We start from the raw sequence: 22,196 nt of genomic DNA on the forward strand, positions 1-22,196 counted from the left end.
CACTCGCGTTCCTCGGTCACGTCGCGGGTGCAAGGTCTACACTTCGACGCTGCGTTGCAAGGCGGGAACGCCTCAGAGCTTGCCGAAAACGCGCTCGAAACCTCCGCGGTCGCCGTTCGTGAGCAATCGGGCCTGTTCCACCCACCGATCCCGGACGATCCGCCCGGCGAACGGCCCCATTTGCGCGTCGAGCGCGGCAACACCCGCATCGTCGAGCGCGGCGATCTGGCCGACCCGGTCGATGCCGAGTTCGCCGAGCCGCGCCGCGACCTTGGGCCCGAGCCCCTTCAATTGGGTCACCGGTCCGTCAGCGGGGGATGAAGCCGTGTCATTGGCGGCGTCCGCGGCCAGAGTCGCGGGGGTGCCGTCGGGATCGACCGCAGCCGCGATCGGCTCATCGGCGAGCGGCCGTGCTACGGGCGGGGTGCCGGCGTCGGGTTGATCCGATAACGGCGGCGGCGATGGCGCTAGCGCCGCTGGAGCGGGCGGCGCAGGATGATCGGCGTCGGCGATCGGAACGCCCGCTTCCTCGGCATGCGCCCCGAACTCCTTCTGCCCCTGCTTTCGTGCGCGGCTGAGCTTCACGCCCCAGGCGATCGCAACGATCACCGCCACCGCGAGCAGGATCAGCAGGGCGATGTGAATCCACGTGATCGTGTCGGTTCCGTCTGTCATCCGAAGACCTTAGCCCAACCGCGCCACCTCGCGCCAGCCGATGTCGCGGCGGCAGAAGCCTTGCGGAAAATCGATCTGCGCGACCGCGCGATAGGCGTTCGCCTGGGCTGCACCGATGTCGGCACCGGTTGCGGTGATCGCGAGTACCCGTCCGCCGCTTGCGACCAGTCCATCGCCGCTCGCGCGGGTGCCTGCCTGGAAGACGATCGCGCCGGTTGCTTCGGCGGCGTCGATTCCTGCGACTCGGCCGCCGGTCTCGACCGCGCCGGGGTAGCCGCGTGCCGCCATGACAACGGCGAGCGCCACGTCGGGGGCGAATGCGGGCGGCGTCAGCGAAGCCAGCTGACCCTCGGCAACGCTCAGCAGCGTGTACAGAAGGTCGCCCGCGAAGCGCGCCATCAGCACTTGGGCTTCCGGATCGCCGAACCGCGCATTGTATTCGATCAACTGCGGCCCGCGGGGCGTCAGCATCAGCCCGGCATAGAGTACGCCCGAGAACGGCGTCTCTGCCTCGCGCAGTGCCGCTACTGTGGGTATCACGATCTCGGCCATCGCGCGCGCCTCCAGCTCGGGGGTCAGCACGCTCGCCGGGCTGTAGGCGCCCATGCCGCCGGTGTTCGCGCCGGTGTCGCCATCGCCCACCCGCTTGTGGTCCTGCGCCGATCCGAAGGGCACGACCGACTCGCCATCGGTGAGTACGAACAGGCTGACCTCCTCGCCTTCGAGAAACTCCTCGATCACCACCTCGGCACCCGGCTCGGCGAACATCGCATCGATAGCGGTGTCCGCGGTCTCACGGTCGAACGCGACCACCACCCCCTTGCCCGCCGCCAGCCCGTCCGCTTTGACGACCACCGGCAGGCCGAAGGTCCCGCGTAGCGCCGCATGCGCCGTGGCGGCATCGGTGCAGCGGACATAGCCCGCGGTCGGTATGCCGTGTCGAGCGCACAGATCCTTGGTAAAGCCCTTCGAGCCCTCCAGCTGTGCCGCCGCGGCGCTGGGCCCGAAGACCGCGATGCCGGCGTCGCGCAGCGCATCGGCGAGGCCGTCGACCAGCGGCGCCTCCGGCCCGATCACCACGAGGCGCACCACACGAGCCTGCGCGAACGCAACCACCGCGGCGTGATCCGTCGCATCCAGCGCCACGCAGGTCGCATGCGCGGCGATGCCGGGGTTGCCCGGCGCGGCATAGAGCGTATCGAGGGCGGGCGACTGCGCCAGCTTCCACGCCAGCGCATGCTCGCGCCCACCCCCACCGATCAGCAGGACGTTCATGCCAAGCCCCTTCGACAAACTGGCGGCCTACGACGACAGTGCGCGGCTGGTAGCCGAGGTCGTCCCCGGCGACAACGCACCCGCGCAGTCGGTGAGCGAGGTCGCGGGGCGCCTGAAGCGGATGGTGGAGGGCGAGTTCGGCCACGTCCGGCTGCGCGGCGAGATTTCGGGCTACAAGCGAGTCGCCTCGGGCCACGCCTACCTATGCCTCAAGGATGACGCCGCGGTGATCGACGGCGTGATCTGGAAGGGGCAGGCGGGTGCGCTCGCCTTTGCGCCGCAGGACGGCATTGAGGTGATCGCGACGGGCAGGCTGACGACCTATCCCGGCCGCTCCAAATACCAGATCGTCATCGACCGCATGGAGCTGGCGGGCGCGGGCGCGCTGATGGCGCTGCTCGACAAATTGAAGGCGAAACTCAGCGGGGAGGGGCTGTTCGACGCCGCCGCCAAGCAGCGGCTGCCGTTCCTGCCGCGGGTCATCGGCGTCGTCACCTCGCCGACCGGGGCGGTGATCCGCGACATTCTCCATCGGCTGGAAGACCGTTGTCCGACCCATGTCGTCGTCTGGCCGGTCAAGGTCCAGGGCGATGGTGCCGCCGCGGAGATCGCAGCTGCGGTGCGCGGGTTCGACGCCCTGCCGCAGGACGGCCCGGTACCGCGACCCGACCTGGTCATTGTCGCGCGCGGCGGCGGCTCGACCGAGGATCTGTGGGCGTTCAACGAGGAGGCCGTCGTTCGCGCGGTCGCCGGCTGCTCCATTCCCGTCATTTCCGCGGTGGGACACGAGACCGACACCACCCTGTGCGATTTCGCCGCCGATTTGCGCGCGCCCACCCCTACTGCGGCGGCGGAGATCGCGGTGCCGGTGCTCGCCGACCTGCGCCTGACCATCGCGGCCCAGGCCACCCGCACCGAACGCTGCGCCCGCCGCTACGTCGAGCGCGGGCGCGAGCGGCTGGAGGCGCTGGTGCGCGTGATGCCCAAACGCGACGCGCTGCTCGGCCCCCAGCGTCAGCGCGCCGATGAGGCGGGCGCGCGGCTCGACCGGGGACTGGAGCGCCGCGCGACGATCGCCCGTGGGACGCTAGATCGTGCAAGCGGAGCGCTCAGGCCCGCGATCCTGCTTCGCGGCCTGGAGCGAGACCGCGCGCGCCTCGACGCGGCGTGGCGGCTCGCGGGATCGCTCAATTCCGACCGGGTGCTGGAGCGCGGCTATGCCCGCGTCACCGCACGCGTCGGCGGTGCCACGCTGTCGAACGCCGATGCGGCACGCAGCGCGGCCGCGCTGACGCTGCGCTTTGCCGACGGCACGCTCGACGTACGGGTTGAGCGTGCCACGCCACGCGCCTATGACCGCGGCCCAGCCGAGCAGCCCACGCTCCTCTGACCCGAGCTCCCGTCCCGATGTTGATGTCCAATTCCAATCGCCCCGCACGGCTCCATTACATGGCCAACGGCTTTCGTGTCCTCACCCCCGGCGACCACGTGATCTGCGCGGTATCGGGCGCCCGGATCGCGCTGGAGGACCTGCGCTACTGGAGCCCCGCGGCCCAGTCCGCCTTCGCCTCCGCCGCCATCGCCAGCGAGGCGCTCAGCCCACGGTGAGGGATTGCCGGCGGGAGTGCTGGTCATCGGTTGCGTCGCGCCTGCGCCGCAGACGGTCGAAGTCGCTCTGGCGCCGATCGTTGCAATCAAACCCTTGCCGCCACGATTTGATCGGCGTGCCAACTGAGGGCGGGCTCGTGCGCGGGCAGGTGTCGCCCGGCGCAACCGCGCTGACCTTGGACCGCCTCGCGGTGCCGATCGCTGCCGACGGCAGCTTCCTGATCGGCTTCGACCGCGGCGGCGGGCGGCAGGCGCAACTTGACCAGCACTACGCCTTCGGTGCGGAGATTGTCTCGCTGACGGTCGTATCGCGCGCTTGGCGGATCGAGCGCGCGATACGCCGTATCGTACTGGCAAGAGCGATGCCGTGTGCCGCGCCGAACTCGCCGTCAACGCCACCGCACGCGCTTTCCATCGATCCGCAAGGCTGGCGCCAGCCGCTGCGTTGGCCCGCGACCGGGCGCATTTCCGGGCAGTTCGGAGCGCAGCGTGTGTATCAGGGCAAGCCCGGCAGCTATCGTCCGGCACCGACATCGCGGTGCCGACCGGCGCCCAGGTGCTCGCGCCGCGCACGGCCTTCTGATCCTCGCGATCGGTCGTCCCTTCACGCTGGAGGGCAATTTGCTGATGCTCGATAACGGCATGGGGCTGAACAGCGCCTTCCTGCACCTGTCGCGGATCAGCGTGAGGGTAGGCGACGGCGGTTGACAGGGGCAGGTTATCTGCGCTGCGGGCAAGACCGCGCGACCGGTCCGCACCTCCACTGGAGCCTGCAATGGCAGGGCGCCAAGCTCGATCCGCTTTCGGTTGCGCTGCCGATCGCCCGTTGACGAACCATAAGCGCCGGTTTGCCGATGTGACGCAAATGCCACAGACGGCAGTGAAGTGGGCTTGATTTGGAAATGACAGCTTTACAGTCATACTCCGCTCGGCAAAATTGACGTCATTCGTAACCGTCGGGAACACGACGGCAGCGGTATCGCGGATCGGCCGGCCAACCGGCGACCCCGTCAACAAAAGGGTTTGCGTCACATGATGATCTTCACCAACCCGCGGCAGCGCATGCTGCGTACCACCACCGCGCTTCAGGCACTCGCGCTACTCGGCGCCGGGGTCGGCGCCACGACGATGATCGCCGCTCCGGCGGCGGCACAGGATTTCCAGAACGTCACCGCATCCGGGCGTGTGCAGCGAGCCGACGGCGGTGCCGTGGCTGGCGCAACGGTCGAAGTGCGATCGAACGCACAAGGCTTCAGCCGCCGTGCGACCACGGGCGCGGACGGTTCCTACCGCATTCCGCAGCTGCCGATCGGTTCGTATACCTTCACCATCACGGCCGACGGATATCAGGCGTTTACCGATGCGAACGTGTCGCTCAGCCAGAGCGCATCGGGCAACGCCTTCACGCTCGCACCGGTCGCCGACGCGTCCGCTCCGGCCTCGGACACGAGCGCGGGTGGCGACATCGTGGTGACCGGGTCGCGCACGCAGGTCGCCGATTTCGAGCAGACCACGACCGGCGGCGTCATCAACGTAAGCGACATTTCGAACCGCGTGCCCACGGGGCGTACGCTGAACTCGATCGTCCAGTTGACCCCCGGCACCGCGCGCGGCGACTCAGCGTTCGGCGATCTGCCGTCGGTCGGCGGTGCGTCCGTCGGCGAGAACCAGTATTTCATCAATGGGCTGAACGTCACCAACTTCCGCACGCTGCTCGGCGCCAACCGCGTGCCGTTCGAATTCTACGACACGGTCGAGGTCAAGGACGGCGGCTATCCCGCCGAGTTCGGGCGCAGCACCGGTGGCTTCGTCAACGCCACGACCAAGTCGGGATCGAACACCTTCCATGCCGGCACGATCGTCAGCTACCAGCCGAACTCCTTCTACAGCAAGGCGAAGAACACGCTGACCAACGACAACGACAACGACAGCGACTACAATCTGCAGAGCGACTTCTATCTGTCGGGTCCGATCATCAAGGACCATCTGTTCTTTTATGGCCTGTATGAGTCGCGCGACGTGCGGACCGGCGACGGCGGCACCAACGCTCGCAATCCGACCTATCTGACCACACGCACGACCAGCCCGTTCTTCGCGGGCAAGGTCGACGCGATCATTACCGATGGGCAGAGGCTGGAATTCACCTATTTCCGCACCAAGGGTACGGAGAACGATCGGACTTTCAACTATAACTCGGACACCAATCAGCTGGGAGATTTCATCTCGTCCGATCGTCTGGGTTTTGGTGGTGACAATTTCGTCGCTCGCTATACCGGCAGCTTCACGAGCTGGTTCACGCTTTCGGGGGCTTATGGCCAGAGCCGGGATCGCGACAACACGATTTCGTCAATTCCGAACATAGCCTATGTCGAGGACGATCGTGGCGATCCGTTCCTGGTGCCCGGTTCCAATCCGACCCAGGTGATCAACACCAACAAGGACAAGCGTGAGTTCTATCGCGCCGACGCCGACGTTTACGTGAATCTGCTAGGGCGTCATCACTTCCGCTTCGGTTATGACCGGGAGAATCTGACAACAACGGGCGACACGCGCTATACCGGCGGCTACGGCTACCAGATTTTCGGCGCCGACAGCGACCTATGCATTACCGGTGTCGATTGCGTCCAGGCACGCAAGTTTGAGACCGGCGGCACGTTCCACATCAAGAACGAGGCCTTCTATCTCCAGGATAGCTGGACGCTGTTCGCGGATCGGCTGACGCTGCAACTCGGCGTCCGCAACGATCGGTTCCAGAACAACAACATCGACGATGTCACCTTTTATAAGTCGGGCAACCAATGGGGTCCGCGTCTCGGTGCAACGTTCGATCCGATCGGCGACGGCCGTACCAAGGTCTATGGCTCGTTCTCGCGGCTCTTCTTGCCGATCGCGGCGAACACCAACATCCGTCTCGGCGGTGCCGAATACGATGTGAACTCCTATTACGAGTTCAACGGCCTCGGGGCGAACGGTCAGCCTATACTGGGCGCGCCGCTGCTGGGCGTGGGCGACTGCCTGCGGCCCGATCCGCTCTACGGCGCGGTCGACAACTGCACGGTCACCTCGAACGGTACGACCAAGGAGACCGCAAGCACGGTTGCGTCGAACCTGAAGTCGCAATCGGCTGACGAGTACATCCTCGGTTTCGAGCGGCGGATCGGCAGCCGGATAACGGTGGGCGTATACGGCACCATTTCCAAGCTCAACCGGGCGCTGGAGGACTCGGCGGTTGACGGCGCGGCGCGCGTTTATTGCGCATCGAAAGGGTTTACCGCCCGTGCTTGCGCAAAGATTTATTATGGCTTCGCGCAATATGTCCTGAATAACCCGGGTTCCGATATTACGACGCAGTTGACGCTGCCCGACGGCACTACGCCGACGGTGACGCTGACCAATCTTGGATACCCGAAGGCGAAACGCGAGTATCGCGCGATCACGGCGAAATTCGATCGGACGTTCGACGGCACCTGGAGCCTGGCCGGATCGTACACTTTTTCGAAGACGGTCGGTAACTACGAAGGGTCGGTCACGTCGGATAACGGCCAGACCGATGCCGGCCTGACCCAGGACTTCGATCAGCCAGAGCTGACGCTGGGATCGTACGGCTACCTGCCCAATGACCGGCGGCACAACTTCAAGCTCTATGGTAGCTATCAGGTGTTCGATTGGCTGAATTTCGGTGCTAACGTCGATGTCCAGTCGCCGCGCAGCTTCGGCTGCTTCGGCTGGCTGCCGCGCAACTTCTCGCCGCTAGGCAACACGATCAACGCGGCTTATGGCGCGGCATCGCGCTATTGCCCATTGGCGAATGGCGAAATTGCGGCGGCAAACCCGATCGTTCAGGTGCGCCGCGGTACGGGGTTCAAGACCGATTGGAGCAAGACGATCGATCTGACTGCCGCGATCACGCTCCCGACGTCGGTCGGCTTTACAGGACTCGTCCGGTTCGATGTGTTCAACGTCTTCAATTCGAAGTCGGTCAGCGACGCGAACGAGTTCGGTACCAACGACGATGGTTCGGTGCGCAGCGACTATCGCGCACCGACCGGCTATCAGGCGCCGCGCTCCGCACGCGTGCAGTTCCAGCTTCGCTTCTAGGCGAAACGCCAATGCGATCGTGGAGGGGGCCGGGCGACCGGCCCCCTTTTTTTTTATGAGGTGGCCAGCACCAAGCTTCCCTCGCCTTCGTCGACCGCCACGCGCGCGCCGTCCTTCACCTCGCCGCGCAGGATCATGTCGGCGAGCGGGTCCTGGAGGTAGCGCTGGACCGCGCGCTTGAGGGGGCGGGCGCCGTAGACCGGGTCGTAGCCGACCCGGCCGAGCCACGCGCGCGCCGCGTCGGTGAGGTCGAGCGTCACCTTGCGGTCCGCCAGCAGCTTGCCGACGCGTGCGACCTGAATGTCGACGATCGGCGCCAAATGCGCTTGCCCCAGGCGGTGGAACAGGATCACCTCGTCGAGGCGGTTGAGGAATTCGGGGCGGAAGTGGGCGCGGACGATGTCCATCACCTGCGGTTCCACCGTCGAAACTTCTTCATCATCGCGCATGGACGCGAGTATCTGGCTTCCCAAGTTGCTAGTGAGAATGATTAGCGTGTTGCTGAAGTCGACCGTGCGACCCTGGCCGTCGGTCAGCCGCCCGTCGTCGAGCACCTGGAGGAGCACGTTGAACACGTCGCCGTGCGCCTTCTCGACCTCGTCGAACAGGATCACCTGATACGGGCGGCGCCGGACTGCCTCGGTCAGCACGCCGCCTTCCTCATAGCCGACATAGCCGGGAGGGGCGCCGATCAGGCGGGCGACCGCGTGCTTCTCCATGAACTCGCTCATGTCGATGCGGACCATCGCACTCGGGTCGTCGAACAGGAATTCGGCGAGCGCCTTGGTCAGCTCGGTCTTGCCGACGCCGGTGGGCCCGAGAAACAGGAACGAGCCGAGCGGGCGGCCCGGATCCTGGAGCCCCGCGCGCGCGCGGCGGACCGCGGTGGAGACCGCGTGGACGGCCTGGCGCTGGCCGATCACGCGCTTGCCGATCGCCTCCTCCATCGCGAGCAGTTTCTCGCGCTCGCCCGAGAGCATGCGATCGACCGGGATGCCCGTCCAGCGGCTGACCACGCCGGCGATATCGTCGGCGGTGACTTCCTCGCGCAGCATCGCGCCCTCCGTCGCGCCTGCGGCTTCGGCCAGCTGCTTCTCCAGCGCGGGGATGCGGCCGTAGGAAAGCTCGCCCGCCTTGGCGAGATCGCCCGAGCGTTGCGCCTGCTCCAGCTCGAGCCGCGCGGCGTCGAGCTGCTCCTTCAATTTGGCCTCGCCCGCGATCTTGTCCTTTTCGCCCTGCCAGCGCTGGGTGAGCTCGGCGGACTGCTGCTCCAGGTTGGCGAGCTCGCCTTCGATGGTGCCGAGCCGATCCTGCGATGCCGCGTCCGATTCGCGCTTCAGCCCCTCGCGCTCGATCTTGAGGCGGAGGATGCGGCGGTCGAGCGTCTCGATCTCCTCGGGCTTGCTCTCCACCTCCATGCGGATGCGGCTCGCGGCCTCGTCCATCAGGTCGATCGCCTTGTCGGGCAGGAAGCGATCGGTGATGTAGCGGTTCGACAGCGTCGCCGCGGCGACCAAAGCGCCGTCGGTGATGCGGACGCCGTGGTGGAGCTCGTACTTCTCCTTCAATCCGCGCAGGATCGAGACGGTGTCCTCGACCGTCGGTTCGCCGACGAAGACCGGCTGGAACCGCCGCTGGAGCGCGGGGTCCTTTTCGACATACTTGCGATATTCGTCGAGCGTGGTCGCGCCGACGCAGTGCAGCTCGCCACGCGCCAATGCGGGTTTCAGCAGATTGCCCGCGTCCATCGCGCCTTCGGATTTGCCCGCGCCGATCAGCTGGTGCATCTCGTCGATGAACAGGACGATGTCGCCCTCGGCGGCCTTCACCTCGTCGAGCACGCCCTTCAACCGCTCCTCGAACTCGCCACGATATTTAGCGCCTGCGATCAGCGCGCCCATGTCGAGCGACATCAGCCGCCGGTCCTTCAAGGTGTCGGGCACGTCGCCGTTGGCGATGCGCAGCGCCAGGCCTTCCGCGATCGCGGTCTTGCCGACCCCGGGTTCGCCGATCAGCGCAGGATTGTTCTTGGTGCGGCGCGCGAGAATCTGGATGGTGCGGCGGATTTCCTCGTCGCGGCCGATGACGGGATCGAGCTTGCCGTCGCGCGCGGCTTGCGTGAGGTCGCGCGCGAATTTCTTGAGTGCGTCGTAGCGGTCCTCCGCGCCCGCGGTGTCGGCGTTGCGGCCCTGGCGAAGCGCGTTGATCGCGGTATTGAGCCCCTCGGGGGTAACGCCTGCGCCTTTCAGCGCCTTGCCCGCGCCGGTGTTCGACAAGGCGAGCGCCAGCAGCAGCCGCTCGACGGTGACGAAACTGTCACCCGCCTTGGCCGCGACCTGCTCGGCCTGGTCGAGGACGCGCACCGCGTCGTTCTCCAGCCCTGGCGGGGTTTGCGCGCCCGATCCGCTGACCGCGGGGACTTTCGCCAGATCGGCATCGACCGCCGCGACCGCGCGTTTCGCGTCGCCACCGGCGGCGCCGATCAGCCCGGCGGCCATGCCCTGCTCGTCCTCCAGCAGCGCCTTGAGGATGTGGTCGGGGGTGATCCGCTGATGGTTCATGCGGATGGCGACGGTCTGCGCGGACTGGAGAAAGCCCTTGGCACGATCGGTGAATTTTTCGAGGTTCATGCTGTCCAATGTCCCTGCTGGCGTGCCCGAAAGGTAGTGTGACATTCGAGCAACACAAGGGGCGCGGCAGGCGGTCTGTCATGAGGCGAGCAAACGGCAAGACTATGTCCGTTTTTTACTACAGTTGCTTGACGTTACGGAACCCGAGGCAATCATGGTTGTCGGTCGCCCATGCTTGTGCCGCACTGTGCCAGCAGGAGACAAGTCCCTCTTTTTACCGCCAAATAGGACGAAATTGTCACTTGGCGCTCTGGACTTATCATCGAAGTCATGGGAATTGTGAACAACCGGTTAAGGCAAAACTCGTTTGCAAATCACCGGCAGGAGAGGTTTGGTCGGGCCCTTGGGCCAAGAGACATCGAACGGCGTGGCGGGGGGATCCGAGGCGCCGTCGACTAGACCCCGTCCGATCGCAGCAACGCGATCTCCTGCCCGCCACGACATCTACGTGGTTGCATGCGTGTCCGCCCGACCAAGCACGGGGGCATTTCGATGGTCAGTTGCGTAATATCATTGGCTGTTGTCGGCGCGCATCGTGTTCGCCAGGCGAGCGCCACGTCGCCGCCCTCCTGACCCGTTCGTGACCGGCGCACGCTATTCGCAGCGTGCGCTTATTCTGATTCCCGGCCGCAAAGGCCAATCCCGCGCCGTCGACAACGGCTTTTGCGGCAGCATCGCCGCGTGCGCATCGTATTTCCCGGAGACTTCCCATGGCCGCCACCGTTTTCGTCTACAGCACGTCCACGCCGACCATCAACAACCAGGTCGGTCAGTACGCAACGATCCAGGAGGCGATCGATTCGGCGACGACGCTGGACGGCTATTCGATCTTCGTCGACGCCGACGGTACGTACGATCTGTCCACCCCGCTCAACATCACCAAGTCGCTCGGCTTCTTCGGCGAGCAGAACGAAAAGGCGGGCACGGCGGGCAATCGGACCGCGGAGACCGTGCTGAAGAGTTCTGTCGGATCGACGCTGTTCAACATCGCCGCTCCTGGACTGACCGTCAGCTTCGATGGTTTCACGATGCAGGCCGACCAGATCGTGGCATCGCACAATGTTGCCGATTTCACGATCGCCAACAGCATCCTCAAGGTCGGCGACTCCAGGCCCAACGCGATCTACTTCGGCAGCGACGCGGGTGCATTCGACTTCACCTTTACCGACAACAAGGTGGAACTGACCGGCAATTCCTCGTTCATCCAGCTGTTCAGCGAAGGCGACGTCGACATCGCGCGCAACGTGTTCACAGGCATCGAGAACGCCGCCGCGGGCAACGATCAGCCGGTGGTGATGAACCTCAACGGCGTCGCGGGCAGCGTTACCGGCAACATGTTCGACAACGTCGATAACGGCATCGTGCTGGCCGGCGCGTCGCACGACCTGACGCTCAGCGGCAACACCTTCCAGAATATCGCGCGCGACGACGTTGCGGTCGATGGCTATGCCGCGGGCATCGTCTTCGTCCTGCCCGCCTTCACCGGGCCGATCGTGATCGAGGACAATATCTTTCGCGATAGCGACGCCGCGATCCGCACGTCCAGCTATTCCGAGGCGAACAAGCCTGCGCCGTCGCTCGCCGGGCTCGACATCACCATCGACGACAACCAGTTCACCGGCGTCGAGCGCGTACTCTATGTCCATGACACGGTGTCCGGGGTTCTGGCGGCGTCCGGTTCCACCGTGGACGGACAGGTGTTCGCGACCCTCAGCGCCGCCGACGGCGAGCTGATCTTCGCCAGCACAAGCGCGAACGAGGCGTTCATCGGCGACGAGGACATCGAGGTGCTGTCGTTCAACGAGGCGATCACCACCGACGAGCTCAGCTATTCGGGCAACGGCGTCTGGACGGTAACCACCGACGGCGGCAACGGCACCGACACGATCGCCCATTTCGACAAGGTGCGCGGCACGACCGGCACGATTCTGCTGGTCGACAAGGAGGGCAGCTACACCACGATCCAGGCGGCGGTGGACGCGGCGGCGGACGGCGACACGATCCTGGTGGCGGACGGCGTGTACGTCGAGCAGGTGACGGTGAGCGGGCGCGCGAACCTGACGATCGAGGCGGCCGTGGGCGCGACCGTCACCGTCAAGTCACCGGACGTGCTCGGTTCGAGCGGGACCTCGGGCCGTTACGGCGAAGCGGTGTACGCCGTCGTCGGCGTGACCGGATCGACCGGCATTGTCCTTCGCAACATCGCAATCGACGGCGATTACAACGGCGACAGCATGCGCGCGGCCGATGGCGGCGCCAGCAACGGCTATGAGCTGACCGGAGTCGCTTATCTGCAGTCTTCGGGCACGCTCGACAACGTCGATGTCGCCAAGATCGGCGACAGCCCGACGCCGAACTATTTCGGCGACCAGCGCGGCTCCGGGCTGTTCATCGACGGCACCGGTACCAGCGGTTTGGCGGTCGAAGTGGCGAACAGCGCGATCAGCGACTTTCAGAAGACCGGCGTGCTGATTTTCGCGGTCGCGGTCGATTTCCACGACAACAGCGTCGCGGGTATCGGCGCGACCGGGCTCACCGGCCAGAACGGCATCCAGATCGGCGACGCATCGGGCACGATCTCCGGCAACACGGTCGGCGGCCTTGGTTATGTGGTGCCGAACGGCGGCGTCGCATATTACGCCGCGGGGATCCTCGCCTATGAGCCCAGCGCGCAGTTGACCATCTCGGGCAACACGATCACCGGCGTCGGCGCGGCGGGCGAGTTCGCCGGGGTCGACGTCAGCGACACTGCAGGAGTGAACATCGCCGTCGACGGCAACACCTTCGCGAACGCGACCTACGGCATCTATGCGGCCAGCTATGTCGGCGGCGCGCTGGGCCTCGACACTGCGACGCTGACCGGGAACACCTTCACCGGCATCACGCGTGAGGGCATCCATTTCGCGCCTGAAGAGGTCGCGACGGGCGGCACGTTCAGCACCGACAACGGGTTCGCCGTCACCGGCACGCAGTTCGCCGACACGCTGGCGGGTTCTAACGGGGCGGATTCGTTCAGCGGCGGCGACGGTAACGACGTGCTGACCGGAGACGCGGGGAACGACTCGCTCGACGGCGGCGCAGGCGACGACACGGCGGTGTACACGGTCGATGCCGCGGACGCGGTGGTCGCCGGGTCGACAACGAATGGGCGGCTGACGGCTTTCACCGGCGTTTCGGTCGCCGATGGCGCGGACACGCTGAGCGGCATCGAGCGGCTCCAGTTCGCGGACCGCACGCTCAGCCTGGCCGATCCGGTCCAGCTGTTCGACGCGAGCAACCACCTGATCGGCACCTTCGGAACGATCCAGGCGGCGGTGGATGCGGCGGGCACGGGCAGCGCGGCGGTTACGATCGTCGTCGCCGACGGGAATTATGCCGAGAACGTCGTGATCGCGCGCGACAACGTCACGCTGCTGTCGGTCAACGGCCGCGGCGCGACCACCATTGCGGGCGTGCAGACCGGCGGCGAGCAGGGCGCGATCGAACTCAAGGCGGGCGCGGACCACGTCACCATCGGCACGGCGGATCACGGCTTCACCATTCTTGGCCTCAACGGCAACGGCGTGGGCGAGAAGGCGGCGATCTATCTTCGCGGTGCGCATGACACGCTGTCGATCGCCGGCAACGAGGTGGTCGCGCGCGGCGACCTGGGGCTGGTCACCGAATATGGCGCGAACGTCGCGCACGTCGTGATCGACGGCAACACCTTCTCGGGCCAGACCTTCGAGGGCCAGTACGTCAGCGCATTCTCGGTCGGCCAGTTCGCCGCAGGCAACAACGTGCCGCGTCAGCTCGTCGCGATCAACCCGGGCTCCAGCGACGTCATCTTCAGCAACAATCTCGTTTCCGGCACGACGGGTGCGGAGGCGCTGAACGACGAAGGCAATCCATCGAGCACGTTCCGCGGCAATCAGCTGGTGACGATCGATGCCGCCGATTCGACGATCGACAACAATGTCTTCAGCGGATCGACCCTGGTCGATTACAGCTTCGCGCTGCGCGTGCGCGGTTCGGGAACCGACGTCACCAACAACGTGGTCACTGGCGACAGCCCCGGCATCCAGGTGAGCGTACCGAACGGCGGCGTCGCAGGAAGCTACACCGGCAACAGCCAGACCGGGACGACGGGCAACGACGTGATCGTGTCCTTCACCCCCGGCGACGACACGCTCAGCGGCCTGGGCGGCGACGATATCCTGGCGGGCAGCGGCGGCGCCGACCTGCTCGACGGCGGCACGGGGACCGACACCGCGCTCTATTACGGCGCGCGATCGGCCTATACGGTCGGCGTCAGCGTCGATGGGGACGGCCGGGTAACCGGGTTCACCACGGTATCCGGGCCGGAGGGCTCCGACACGCTGGTCAGCATCGAGAAGCTCGCCTTCAACGGCGGTGCACTGGTGCTCGATCCGGCCCAGCCGGTGCAGCTGTTCGACGCTGGCGGCAACCTGACCGGTACCTTCGACACCATCCAGGCGGCGGTGAACGCGGCCTCGGTCGGCGGCACGGTGCGCATTGCGGCGGGCGATTACGCAGAGGACGTCGTGATCCAGACCGCGGGCGTCACCCTGGTGGGTGCGGCGAACCATGCGACCACGATCCGGCCGGCGAGCAGCGACGCGACCGACGGCAACGTCGTTACCGTGCTGGCCGACAACGTCACGATCCAGGGGCTGACCATCACCGGGACCAATTCGGCGCTGGATAGCGGCGGCGCGGGTGTGGCGATGCCCGACGGCACGGTGAGCCACGCGGCGCGGCTCGTGTCCAACTACCAGGATGCGCGTGGCGGCGGCGTCGCGATCGACGGGCTGCATGTCACGGGCAACGACCTGTCGGCGGCGCAAAGCGTCGGCGTCATGAACTTCAACTCGATCAACCAGCCGGGCAATCCGGGCGTGAGCGGCGGCAGCGTGGTGTCGGGCAACACCTTTCACGACATCGCGGGGATCGGGTCCGACGGCAACCTGCGCGATGCGGTCTATTTCGGGCAGGAAGCGTACACCGACGTCCTCGACAACGTCATGACCGATGTCGGCACCGGCGTGGAGACGATCAGCCTGGGCGTCGGCGATCCCGTCGACCATGCGGTGACGCGGATCAGCGGCAACACGATCAGCGCGCAGCTCGGCATCTTCATCAACAATCATTACGGCGCGGCCGCGGCTTTCGAGGTGTCGAACAACGACATCGGCGTCGGCGCGCATGCGGTTCAGGAAAACAGCAACGGCATTCGCATCTGGTCGATCTTCAACGGGGCGACGGTGACCGTCGCCGACAACGACATCACCGGTGCGTTCTACGGTTATCGCCTGGCCAACAACCCGGGCGACCTGGTCATCTCCGGGGGGTCGGTGACGAGCACCGACGCTGCGGTGTCGGTCTACGACACCTACGGCTACGGGGTAGTGGAGCAGGAGAACCGGATCACGCTTTCCGGCGTCGCGATCGGCGATTCGCGCGTGGCGCATTTCGTGATCGAAGACAGCACGGGCAAAACCGCCGGCATGACGCTGGCGTTCGACGCCACGAATCCGCCTTCGCTCGGCAGCGCGCCGGTCGACGTGCAGCTTAATGGCGACACCGCCAAGTTCGACGCCAATGGCTATACCGGTGCGCTGTCGATCGTCGGCAACGGCGCGGACAACGAACTGGCGGGCGGCGCGGGTGACGACACGCTGACCGGCGGCGACGGCACCGACACCGCGCAGTTCGAGGGCGCGGCAGGTGCGGCAACCGTCACGGGCACGCAGGATGCGCAGGGCCGCTACACCGGCTTCACTCAGGTGACGACCGCCAGCGGCGGCACCGACACGCTGGCCGGCGTCGAGAAGATCGCCTTCACCGACGGCGCGACCACGACCACGCTGAGCGCGGGCGACGCAGTGCAGCTGTTCGACGGCAACGGCGCGATCGTGGGCACGTTTGCGACGATCCAGGCGGCGATCGACGCGGCGCAGGACGGCTACACCATCCGCGCGGCGGCGGGCACCTATACCGAGAACCTGCAGTTCGACGTCGGCGTCACCCTGCTCGGCGCGCATCTCGGCGAGGACGGCGATGCCGCGGGCCGCGGTGCGGCGTCGGCGGGCGAGACCAACCTGATCGGGCGGCACGACATCGTCGCCACCGCGGCGGTCACGATCGACGGCGTCCGCTTCGTCAACACCGCCGCAACCAGCAACGGCGGCGCGAGCGATCCGATCCTGTACATCCGCACCGGCGGCGCGGGCGACGGCCATGTCGTCGAGCATTCGGTCTTCTATTCGGAGGTCAACGGCGCCGCGAACGGGCGCGACGATCGCGCGATCGCCACTTCGGTCATTGCCGAAGGGGCGATCACGATCAACGATAACTACATCACCGGCGCCTTCGCCAGCGGCTACAGCGGCGGATCGTGGGGCCGCGCGGTGTGGTTCGATGGCGGCGGAGTCGACCTGACGGTCACCGGCAACACCATCGAATACAGCCGCAGCGGCGTGAACCTCGACATGAGCGGCGACTCGACCGCGGTGGTCAGCGACAATCTGTTCACCACCACCGGTACGGCGGTGGCGGCGGGGGTCGACACGGTCGGGCTGACGATCACGGACAACGACTTCAACAACGCGGGCGAGGAGTTCAACTTCCGCAACGAAACGGTCGACGTGACCTTCGATGCAGAGACCGCGGTGGATGCGCAGACCGGCGCCTATGTCGACGTGCTCGGCGGCGACGGCAACGATCACCTGAGCGGATCGAGCTACGCCGACCTGCTCGACGGCAACCAGCTGAACGTGAACCATGCCGACAACGACCTGCTCGAGGGCCGCGGCGGTGCCGACGTGCTGATCGGGCGTGCGGGCAACGACACGCTGGTGGGCGGCGCGGACAATGACGCGCTGTTCGGCGGCGCGGGCACCGACACCGCGGTCGTCACGGCGGGGTACACGCTTGCGACGAGCGGCAGCGGCTGGACCGTCACCTCGAGCGACGGCATCGACGCGCTCGACGACGTCGAGATCGTCTCGGACGGCGCGGCGAGGACCTTGCTCGTCGGCAACGGCGGCTACGACACGCTGGCCGCCGCGGTGCTGGACGCGCAGAGCGGCGACACCATCGTGATCGCGGCGGGCAGCTATGCCGGCAACACGACGATCGACAAGGCGGTGACGATCAAGGGTGCGCAGGCGGGCAACACGGGCGCAGTGGGCCGAGGGGCGGAATCCGTCCTCGCCGGACAGCTGACGATCACCGCCGACGTGACGATCGACGGCGTCGAGATCCTCAATGGCTCGGGCACAGCAGCAGGCTTCGTCGGCATCACGGTGCAGGGTGCCGCCGATGTCACGGTACGCAACAGCCTGTTCTACTCGACCGCGGGCGTCGGTTCGTCGGTCGACCGCGCGATCCTGCTCGCCACCGCTGCGACCGGCGACGTGGTGATCGCGAACAACGCGTTTACCGGGGCGCAACAGGGTGCAGGCGACAAGTTCGGCACCGCAAACTGGTCCTCGGCGATCTGGTCCGACGGTCGCACCGCGTCGCTGAACATCGTGGCCAACGCGTTCGACAACGTCCGCGGCGGTATCAATCTCGACAGCTATGACGACGGCAAGACGGTGGTCGAAAACAACCTGTTCACCACGTCAGGCAGCGGCATTTCGATCGGCACCCCGGTCACGACCACGATCACCGGCATCCGCAACAACGTCTTCACCGACGTCGACAGCGACTTCAACCTGCAGAACGTGACGACCGGGCAGAGCTTCGATCTGGCGGCGACCGGCAACACCGGCGGCGGCACGGGCATCGCGGCGGCGATCACCGTCCTCGGCACCCAGGGGAACGACACGCTGACCGGCGGCACGGGCTCCGAACTGCTGCAGGCGAACGGCGGCAACGACCGTCTCTTCGCCAGCGCGGGCAACGATGCGATCGTCGGCGGCGGCGGCAACGACACCTATGTGCTCGGCGGCACCTTCGCCGATTACACCACGACCGCGAACGCCGACGGCAGCTACACGATCGTGAGCGCCGCGGAGGGCACCGACACCGTCAGCGGAGTCGAGTTCGTCGAAATCGGCGGGCAGAGCTTCGCCATTGCCGCCCTGCCCGACGACGCGCCGGTCGCGGCGGACGACGCCAACCCGGTCGCCGACCCCGTGAAGGAGGACGTCGATGCATCGACCGCAGGCAACGTCCTCACCAACGATACCAACAGCGATGCGCAGTTCGGCGACACGCTGCGGGTGACCGCAGCGGGGGCGGGTGCCGAGGGTTCGGCGACGCTCGCCGCGGTGGCGAACGGCACGACCGTCGACGGCATCTACGGCGTGCTGACGATCAACACCGACGGCAGCTACAGCTACGCGCTCGATAACAGCCGTGCAGCGACGCAGGCGCTGGCGGCCGGTGCGACCGTCATCGATCGCTTCGCCTACCGCGTCGCGGACAACGCCGGGCAGAGCGACGTCGCGACGCTCAGCGTCTCGGTCGCAGGCACCAACGATGCGCCCGTGCTGACCACGACGGCGGCCCCGGTCTTCGCCTTCAAAGAATCGACCGGAACGGCGAACGACAATTACGGCCCGGTCGGCGGCACGCTGGCGGTCAACGACGTCGACACCGGCAATGCCGTCACCGGCGAGATCGTGAGCGTCGTCGCGACCTGGAACGGCCCCAACGCGCCACCGGCCGGACTGGTCACGAACCTGACCACCGGCGAGAATGGCGGGTCCGCGCTGACCTTCGGCAGCGTCGTGCCCGATGGCGCGGGCGCGAACCTATCCTACACCTACGACCCCGGCGCGGCCTCGGTGAACCAGCTGAGCGAGGAGCAGACGCTCACCCTGACCTATACGGTGCGGGTGAAGGACGCGGCGAGCAGCTCGGCGGCGACCCAGCAGATCGTCGTGACGGTCACCGGCACCAACGAGATCGTCATGGGCACGGCCGACGACGACGTCCTGAACGGCGGCTCCAGCGCCGACGATATCACCGGCGGCGACGGCGACGACAGCATCTCGGGCGCAGGCGGCGACGACGACATCGATGCGGGCGCGGGCGACGATTCGGTGCTGGCAGGTGCGGGCAACGATACGGTCTTCGGCGGCGACGGCGACGACAGCATCGACGGCGGATCGGACAACGACCTGATCTATGGCGGCGCGGGCGACGACACGCTGAACGGCGGCTCGGGCAACGACGTGATCTACACCGGCCCCGGCAACGACAGCGTCAACGGCGGTTCGGGCACCGATACCCTGGTGCTCGACGGCGCCTGGAGCGACTACACGATCACCCGCGTCGGTTCGGCCTACATGTTCGAGACCGCGACGCAGCAGGTGATCGCCACCGCGATCGAGAACGTCACCTTTACCGGCAACACCGGCAACGACGGTCCGTTCGCGATCGCGCTGACCACCAACGATGCGCCGGTGGCGGTGAACGATCTGGCGGCGGCGGCGACGGGCAACGTGCTGACGAACGATACCGATGCCGATATCCCGCTGGGCGACGTGCTGGCGGTCAACGGCGTCCGCACCGGCGCAGAGGCGGCGGGCGGCACGTTCGATGCGGTGCCCGCGGGCAAGACGGTGACCGGCACCTACGGGACGCTGACGATCAATCCTGACGGCACCTACAGCTATGCGGTCGATCCGAGCGATCCGCAGACGCTGGCGCTGGGCACCGGCACGGGTACCGAGAGCTTCACCTACCGCGTCGTCGACGCCAAGGGGCTGTCGGACACCGCCACGCTCAGCTTCACGGTCACCGGCTCCAACGTGCCCCCGGTCGCGGTCGACGACAGCTTCACCACCGCGGAGGACAGCGCATTGACGCTGACCGCGGCGCAGCTCACCGCCAACGACACCGACGCGAACGGCAACACGCTGAGCCTCCAGTCGGTGGGCAACGCGAGCGGCGGCACGGTGACGCTGGTGAACGGCGTCGTCACCTTCACCCCGAATGCGGACTATAACGGCCCGGCAAGCTTCGACTATGTCGTAAGCGACGGCACCGCGACCGACACCGGAACGGTCAACGTGACGGTCACCCCGGTCAACGACGTGCCGGTCGCGGCGGCGGACAGCTATACCGCGACCGAGGACACGGTGTTCGCCGGCTCCAGCGTGCTCGCCAACGACAGCGACGTCGAGAGCACGCTGACCGCGACGCTCGTCAGCGGCCCGTCGCACGGCACGCTGGCGTTCAATGCCGACGGCACCTTCACCTATACGCCGACGGGCAATTTCGCGGGGAACGACACCTTCACCTACACCGCGTCGGACGGCACCGCGACGAGCGCGCCGACGACCGTGACGATCGCGGTCGCTCCGGTGAACGACGCGCCGGTCGCGGCGAACGACAGCTATGCGGTAGCAGAGGACGGCGTCCTGAGCGTGTCCGCGGCAGGGGTGCTGGCCAACGACATTGACGTCGATGGGCCGTCGCTGAGCGCGGTTCTCGGGACCGGGCCGGCCAACGGCGCCCTGGTGCTCAACGCCGACGGGTCGTTCGCCTACACCCCCAACGCCGACTTCGCGGGCACCGACAGCTTCACCTACACCGCCAGCGACGGATCGGCTTCGAGCGCAGCGGCGACGGTGACGATCACGGTCGCCGCGGTGAACGACGCGCCGGTGGCGGTGGACGATAACGCCACGGTCGCGGAGGATGCGATCCTATCGGGCAGCGTCGCGACCAACGACGGCGATGTCGACAGCGGGGCGCTGACCTATTCGACCGCGTCGACGGCGGACGGGCTGACCTTCAACAGCGATGGCAGCTACACGCTCGATGCGACGGGGGCCGCCTATCAGGACCTCGGCGCGGGCGAGCAGCGCGACGTGACGGTCGCCTATCAGGTCAGCGACGGCGCGCTCGCCGACACGGGCACGCTCACCATCACGGTGACGGGTGTCAACGACGCGCCGGTGGCGAATGCCGACACGCTGTCGGCGACCGAGGACACGCCGGCGACCTTCGCCGCCTCGATGCTGATCGGCAACGATACCGACGTCGACGGCGAGCCGCTGACCCTGGTCTCGGTGATCAACGGCACCGGTGGCAGCGTGTCGCTGAACACCGACGGCACCTTCACCTTCGCGCCCGATACGGACTTCAACGGCGCTGCGACCTTCACCTACACGGTGAGCGACGGCACGACGTCGACGACGGGGACCGCAACGGTCAACGTCGCGGCGGTCAACGATGCCCCGACCGGCACCGCCACCGCGACGCTGGCGGCAGGCACCGAGGACACCGCCTATATCGTAAGCAAGGCCGACCTGCTTCAGGGCTTCTCGGACGTCGACGGCGGCCCGCTGTCGGTGATCAACCTTGTCGCGTCGAACGGGTCGGTGGTCGACAACGGCAGCACCTACACGATCACCCCTGCCGCCGACTTCAACGGCACGATGACGCTGACCTACCAGGTCTCCGACGGGCAGGCCGCGACTGCGGCGTCGCAGAGCTATGCAGTCGCCGCGGTCAACGATGCGCCGGTCGCGGTGGCGGACACGTTCAACGCCACCGAGGACCAGCCGACGACCTTCACCGCGGCGCAGCTTGTCGCCAACGACAGCGACGTCGATACCGGCGATACGCTGAGCGTCACGGCGGTCAGCAGCGGCATCGGCGGCACCGTGTCGCTGAGCGGCGGGGTGGTGACCTTCACGCCGACGCCGAACTTCAACGGCGCGGCGACGTTCAGCTATACGCTGAGCGACGGCACCACGACGACGCAGGGCAGTGCGACGGTCAACGTGGCAGCGGTCAACGACACCGCGACGATCACCGGCACGCGGACGGGCAGCGTGACCGAAGACGGCACGCTGACCACGAGCGGCGATCTCGACATCGCCGACGTCGACACCGGCGAGGCGGTGTTCGCAGGGACCTCGGGCACGCGCCCGGGCACCTACG

The 22,196-nt window shown here is 66.9% G+C and carries 9 protein-coding genes; 6 read left to right on the top strand and 3 right to left on the bottom strand.

Going from position 1 to position 22,196, the window contains the following annotated elements; translation table 11 throughout:
- Positions 1-72 precede the first annotated feature (72 nt).
- Positions 73-675: a hypothetical protein gene (locus ACE5C1_RS14285; RefSeq protein ID WP_374944739.1), complete on the bottom strand. Its 603-nt coding sequence runs from the start codon at positions 673-675 to the stop codon at positions 73-75.
- Positions 676-684: 9 nt separating this feature from the next.
- Positions 685-1,950, bottom strand: coding sequence for a phosphoribosylamine--glycine ligase (gene purD, locus ACE5C1_RS14290; protein WP_374944740.1), 1,266 nt, complete (start codon positions 1,948-1,950; stop codon positions 685-687).
- Between purD and xseA the strand changes: the two genes are divergently transcribed.
- The 5 genes from xseA to ACE5C1_RS14315 all read left to right on the top strand — a co-directional run bounded on the left by xseA (position 1,949) and on the right by ACE5C1_RS14315 (position 7,656).
- Positions 1,949-3,340, top strand: coding sequence for an exodeoxyribonuclease VII large subunit (gene xseA / locus ACE5C1_RS14295; RefSeq protein WP_374944741.1), 1,392 nt, complete (start codon positions 1,949-1,951; stop codon positions 3,338-3,340). The two genes, purD and xseA, sit on opposite strands and share 2 nt — an antisense overlap.
- 17 nt (positions 3,341-3,357) lie before the next feature.
- Positions 3,358-3,558, top strand: a complete 201-nt coding sequence (locus ACE5C1_RS14300; protein WP_374944742.1) for a DUF2093 domain-containing protein — start codon at positions 3,358-3,360, stop codon at positions 3,556-3,558.
- 489 nt (positions 3,559-4,047) lie between these two features.
- A complete protein-coding gene (locus ACE5C1_RS14305; RefSeq protein ID WP_374944743.1) occupies positions 4,048-4,266 on the top strand; it encodes a hypothetical protein in 219 nt (72 codons plus the stop codon).
- Positions 4,263-4,388 carry a hypothetical protein gene (locus ACE5C1_RS14310; RefSeq protein WP_374944744.1) on the top strand — a complete coding sequence of 42 codons (126 nt, stop codon included), beginning with the start codon at positions 4,263-4,265 and terminating at the stop codon, positions 4,386-4,388. Before ACE5C1_RS14305 ends, ACE5C1_RS14310 begins: the two co-directional genes overlap by 4 nt.
- A gap of 202 nt (positions 4,389-4,590) precedes the next feature.
- Positions 4,591-7,656, top strand: coding sequence for a carboxypeptidase regulatory-like domain-containing protein (locus ACE5C1_RS14315; RefSeq protein WP_374944745.1), 3,066 nt, complete (start codon positions 4,591-4,593; stop codon positions 7,654-7,656).
- Positions 7,657-7,709: 53 nt separating this feature from the next.
- Here ACE5C1_RS14315 and clpB read toward each other — a convergent pair whose 3' ends face one another.
- Complete coding sequence (gene clpB / locus ACE5C1_RS14320; protein ID WP_374944746.1) at positions 7,710-10,286, bottom strand: ATP-dependent chaperone ClpB; 2,577 nt, start codon at positions 10,284-10,286, stop codon at positions 7,710-7,712.
- A 710-nt stretch (positions 10,287-10,996) separates the two neighbouring features.
- Between clpB and ACE5C1_RS14325 the strand changes: the two genes are divergently transcribed.
- Positions 10,997-22,196: tandem-95 repeat protein (locus tag ACE5C1_RS14325; RefSeq protein WP_374944747.1), on the top strand; the 11,200-nt coding region annotated here is incomplete at its 3' end.

It is taken from the genome of Sphingomonas sp. (assembly GCF_964263785.1).
In the GTDB taxonomy this organism is placed as follows: domain Bacteria; phylum Pseudomonadota; class Alphaproteobacteria; order Sphingomonadales; family Sphingomonadaceae; genus Sphingomonas.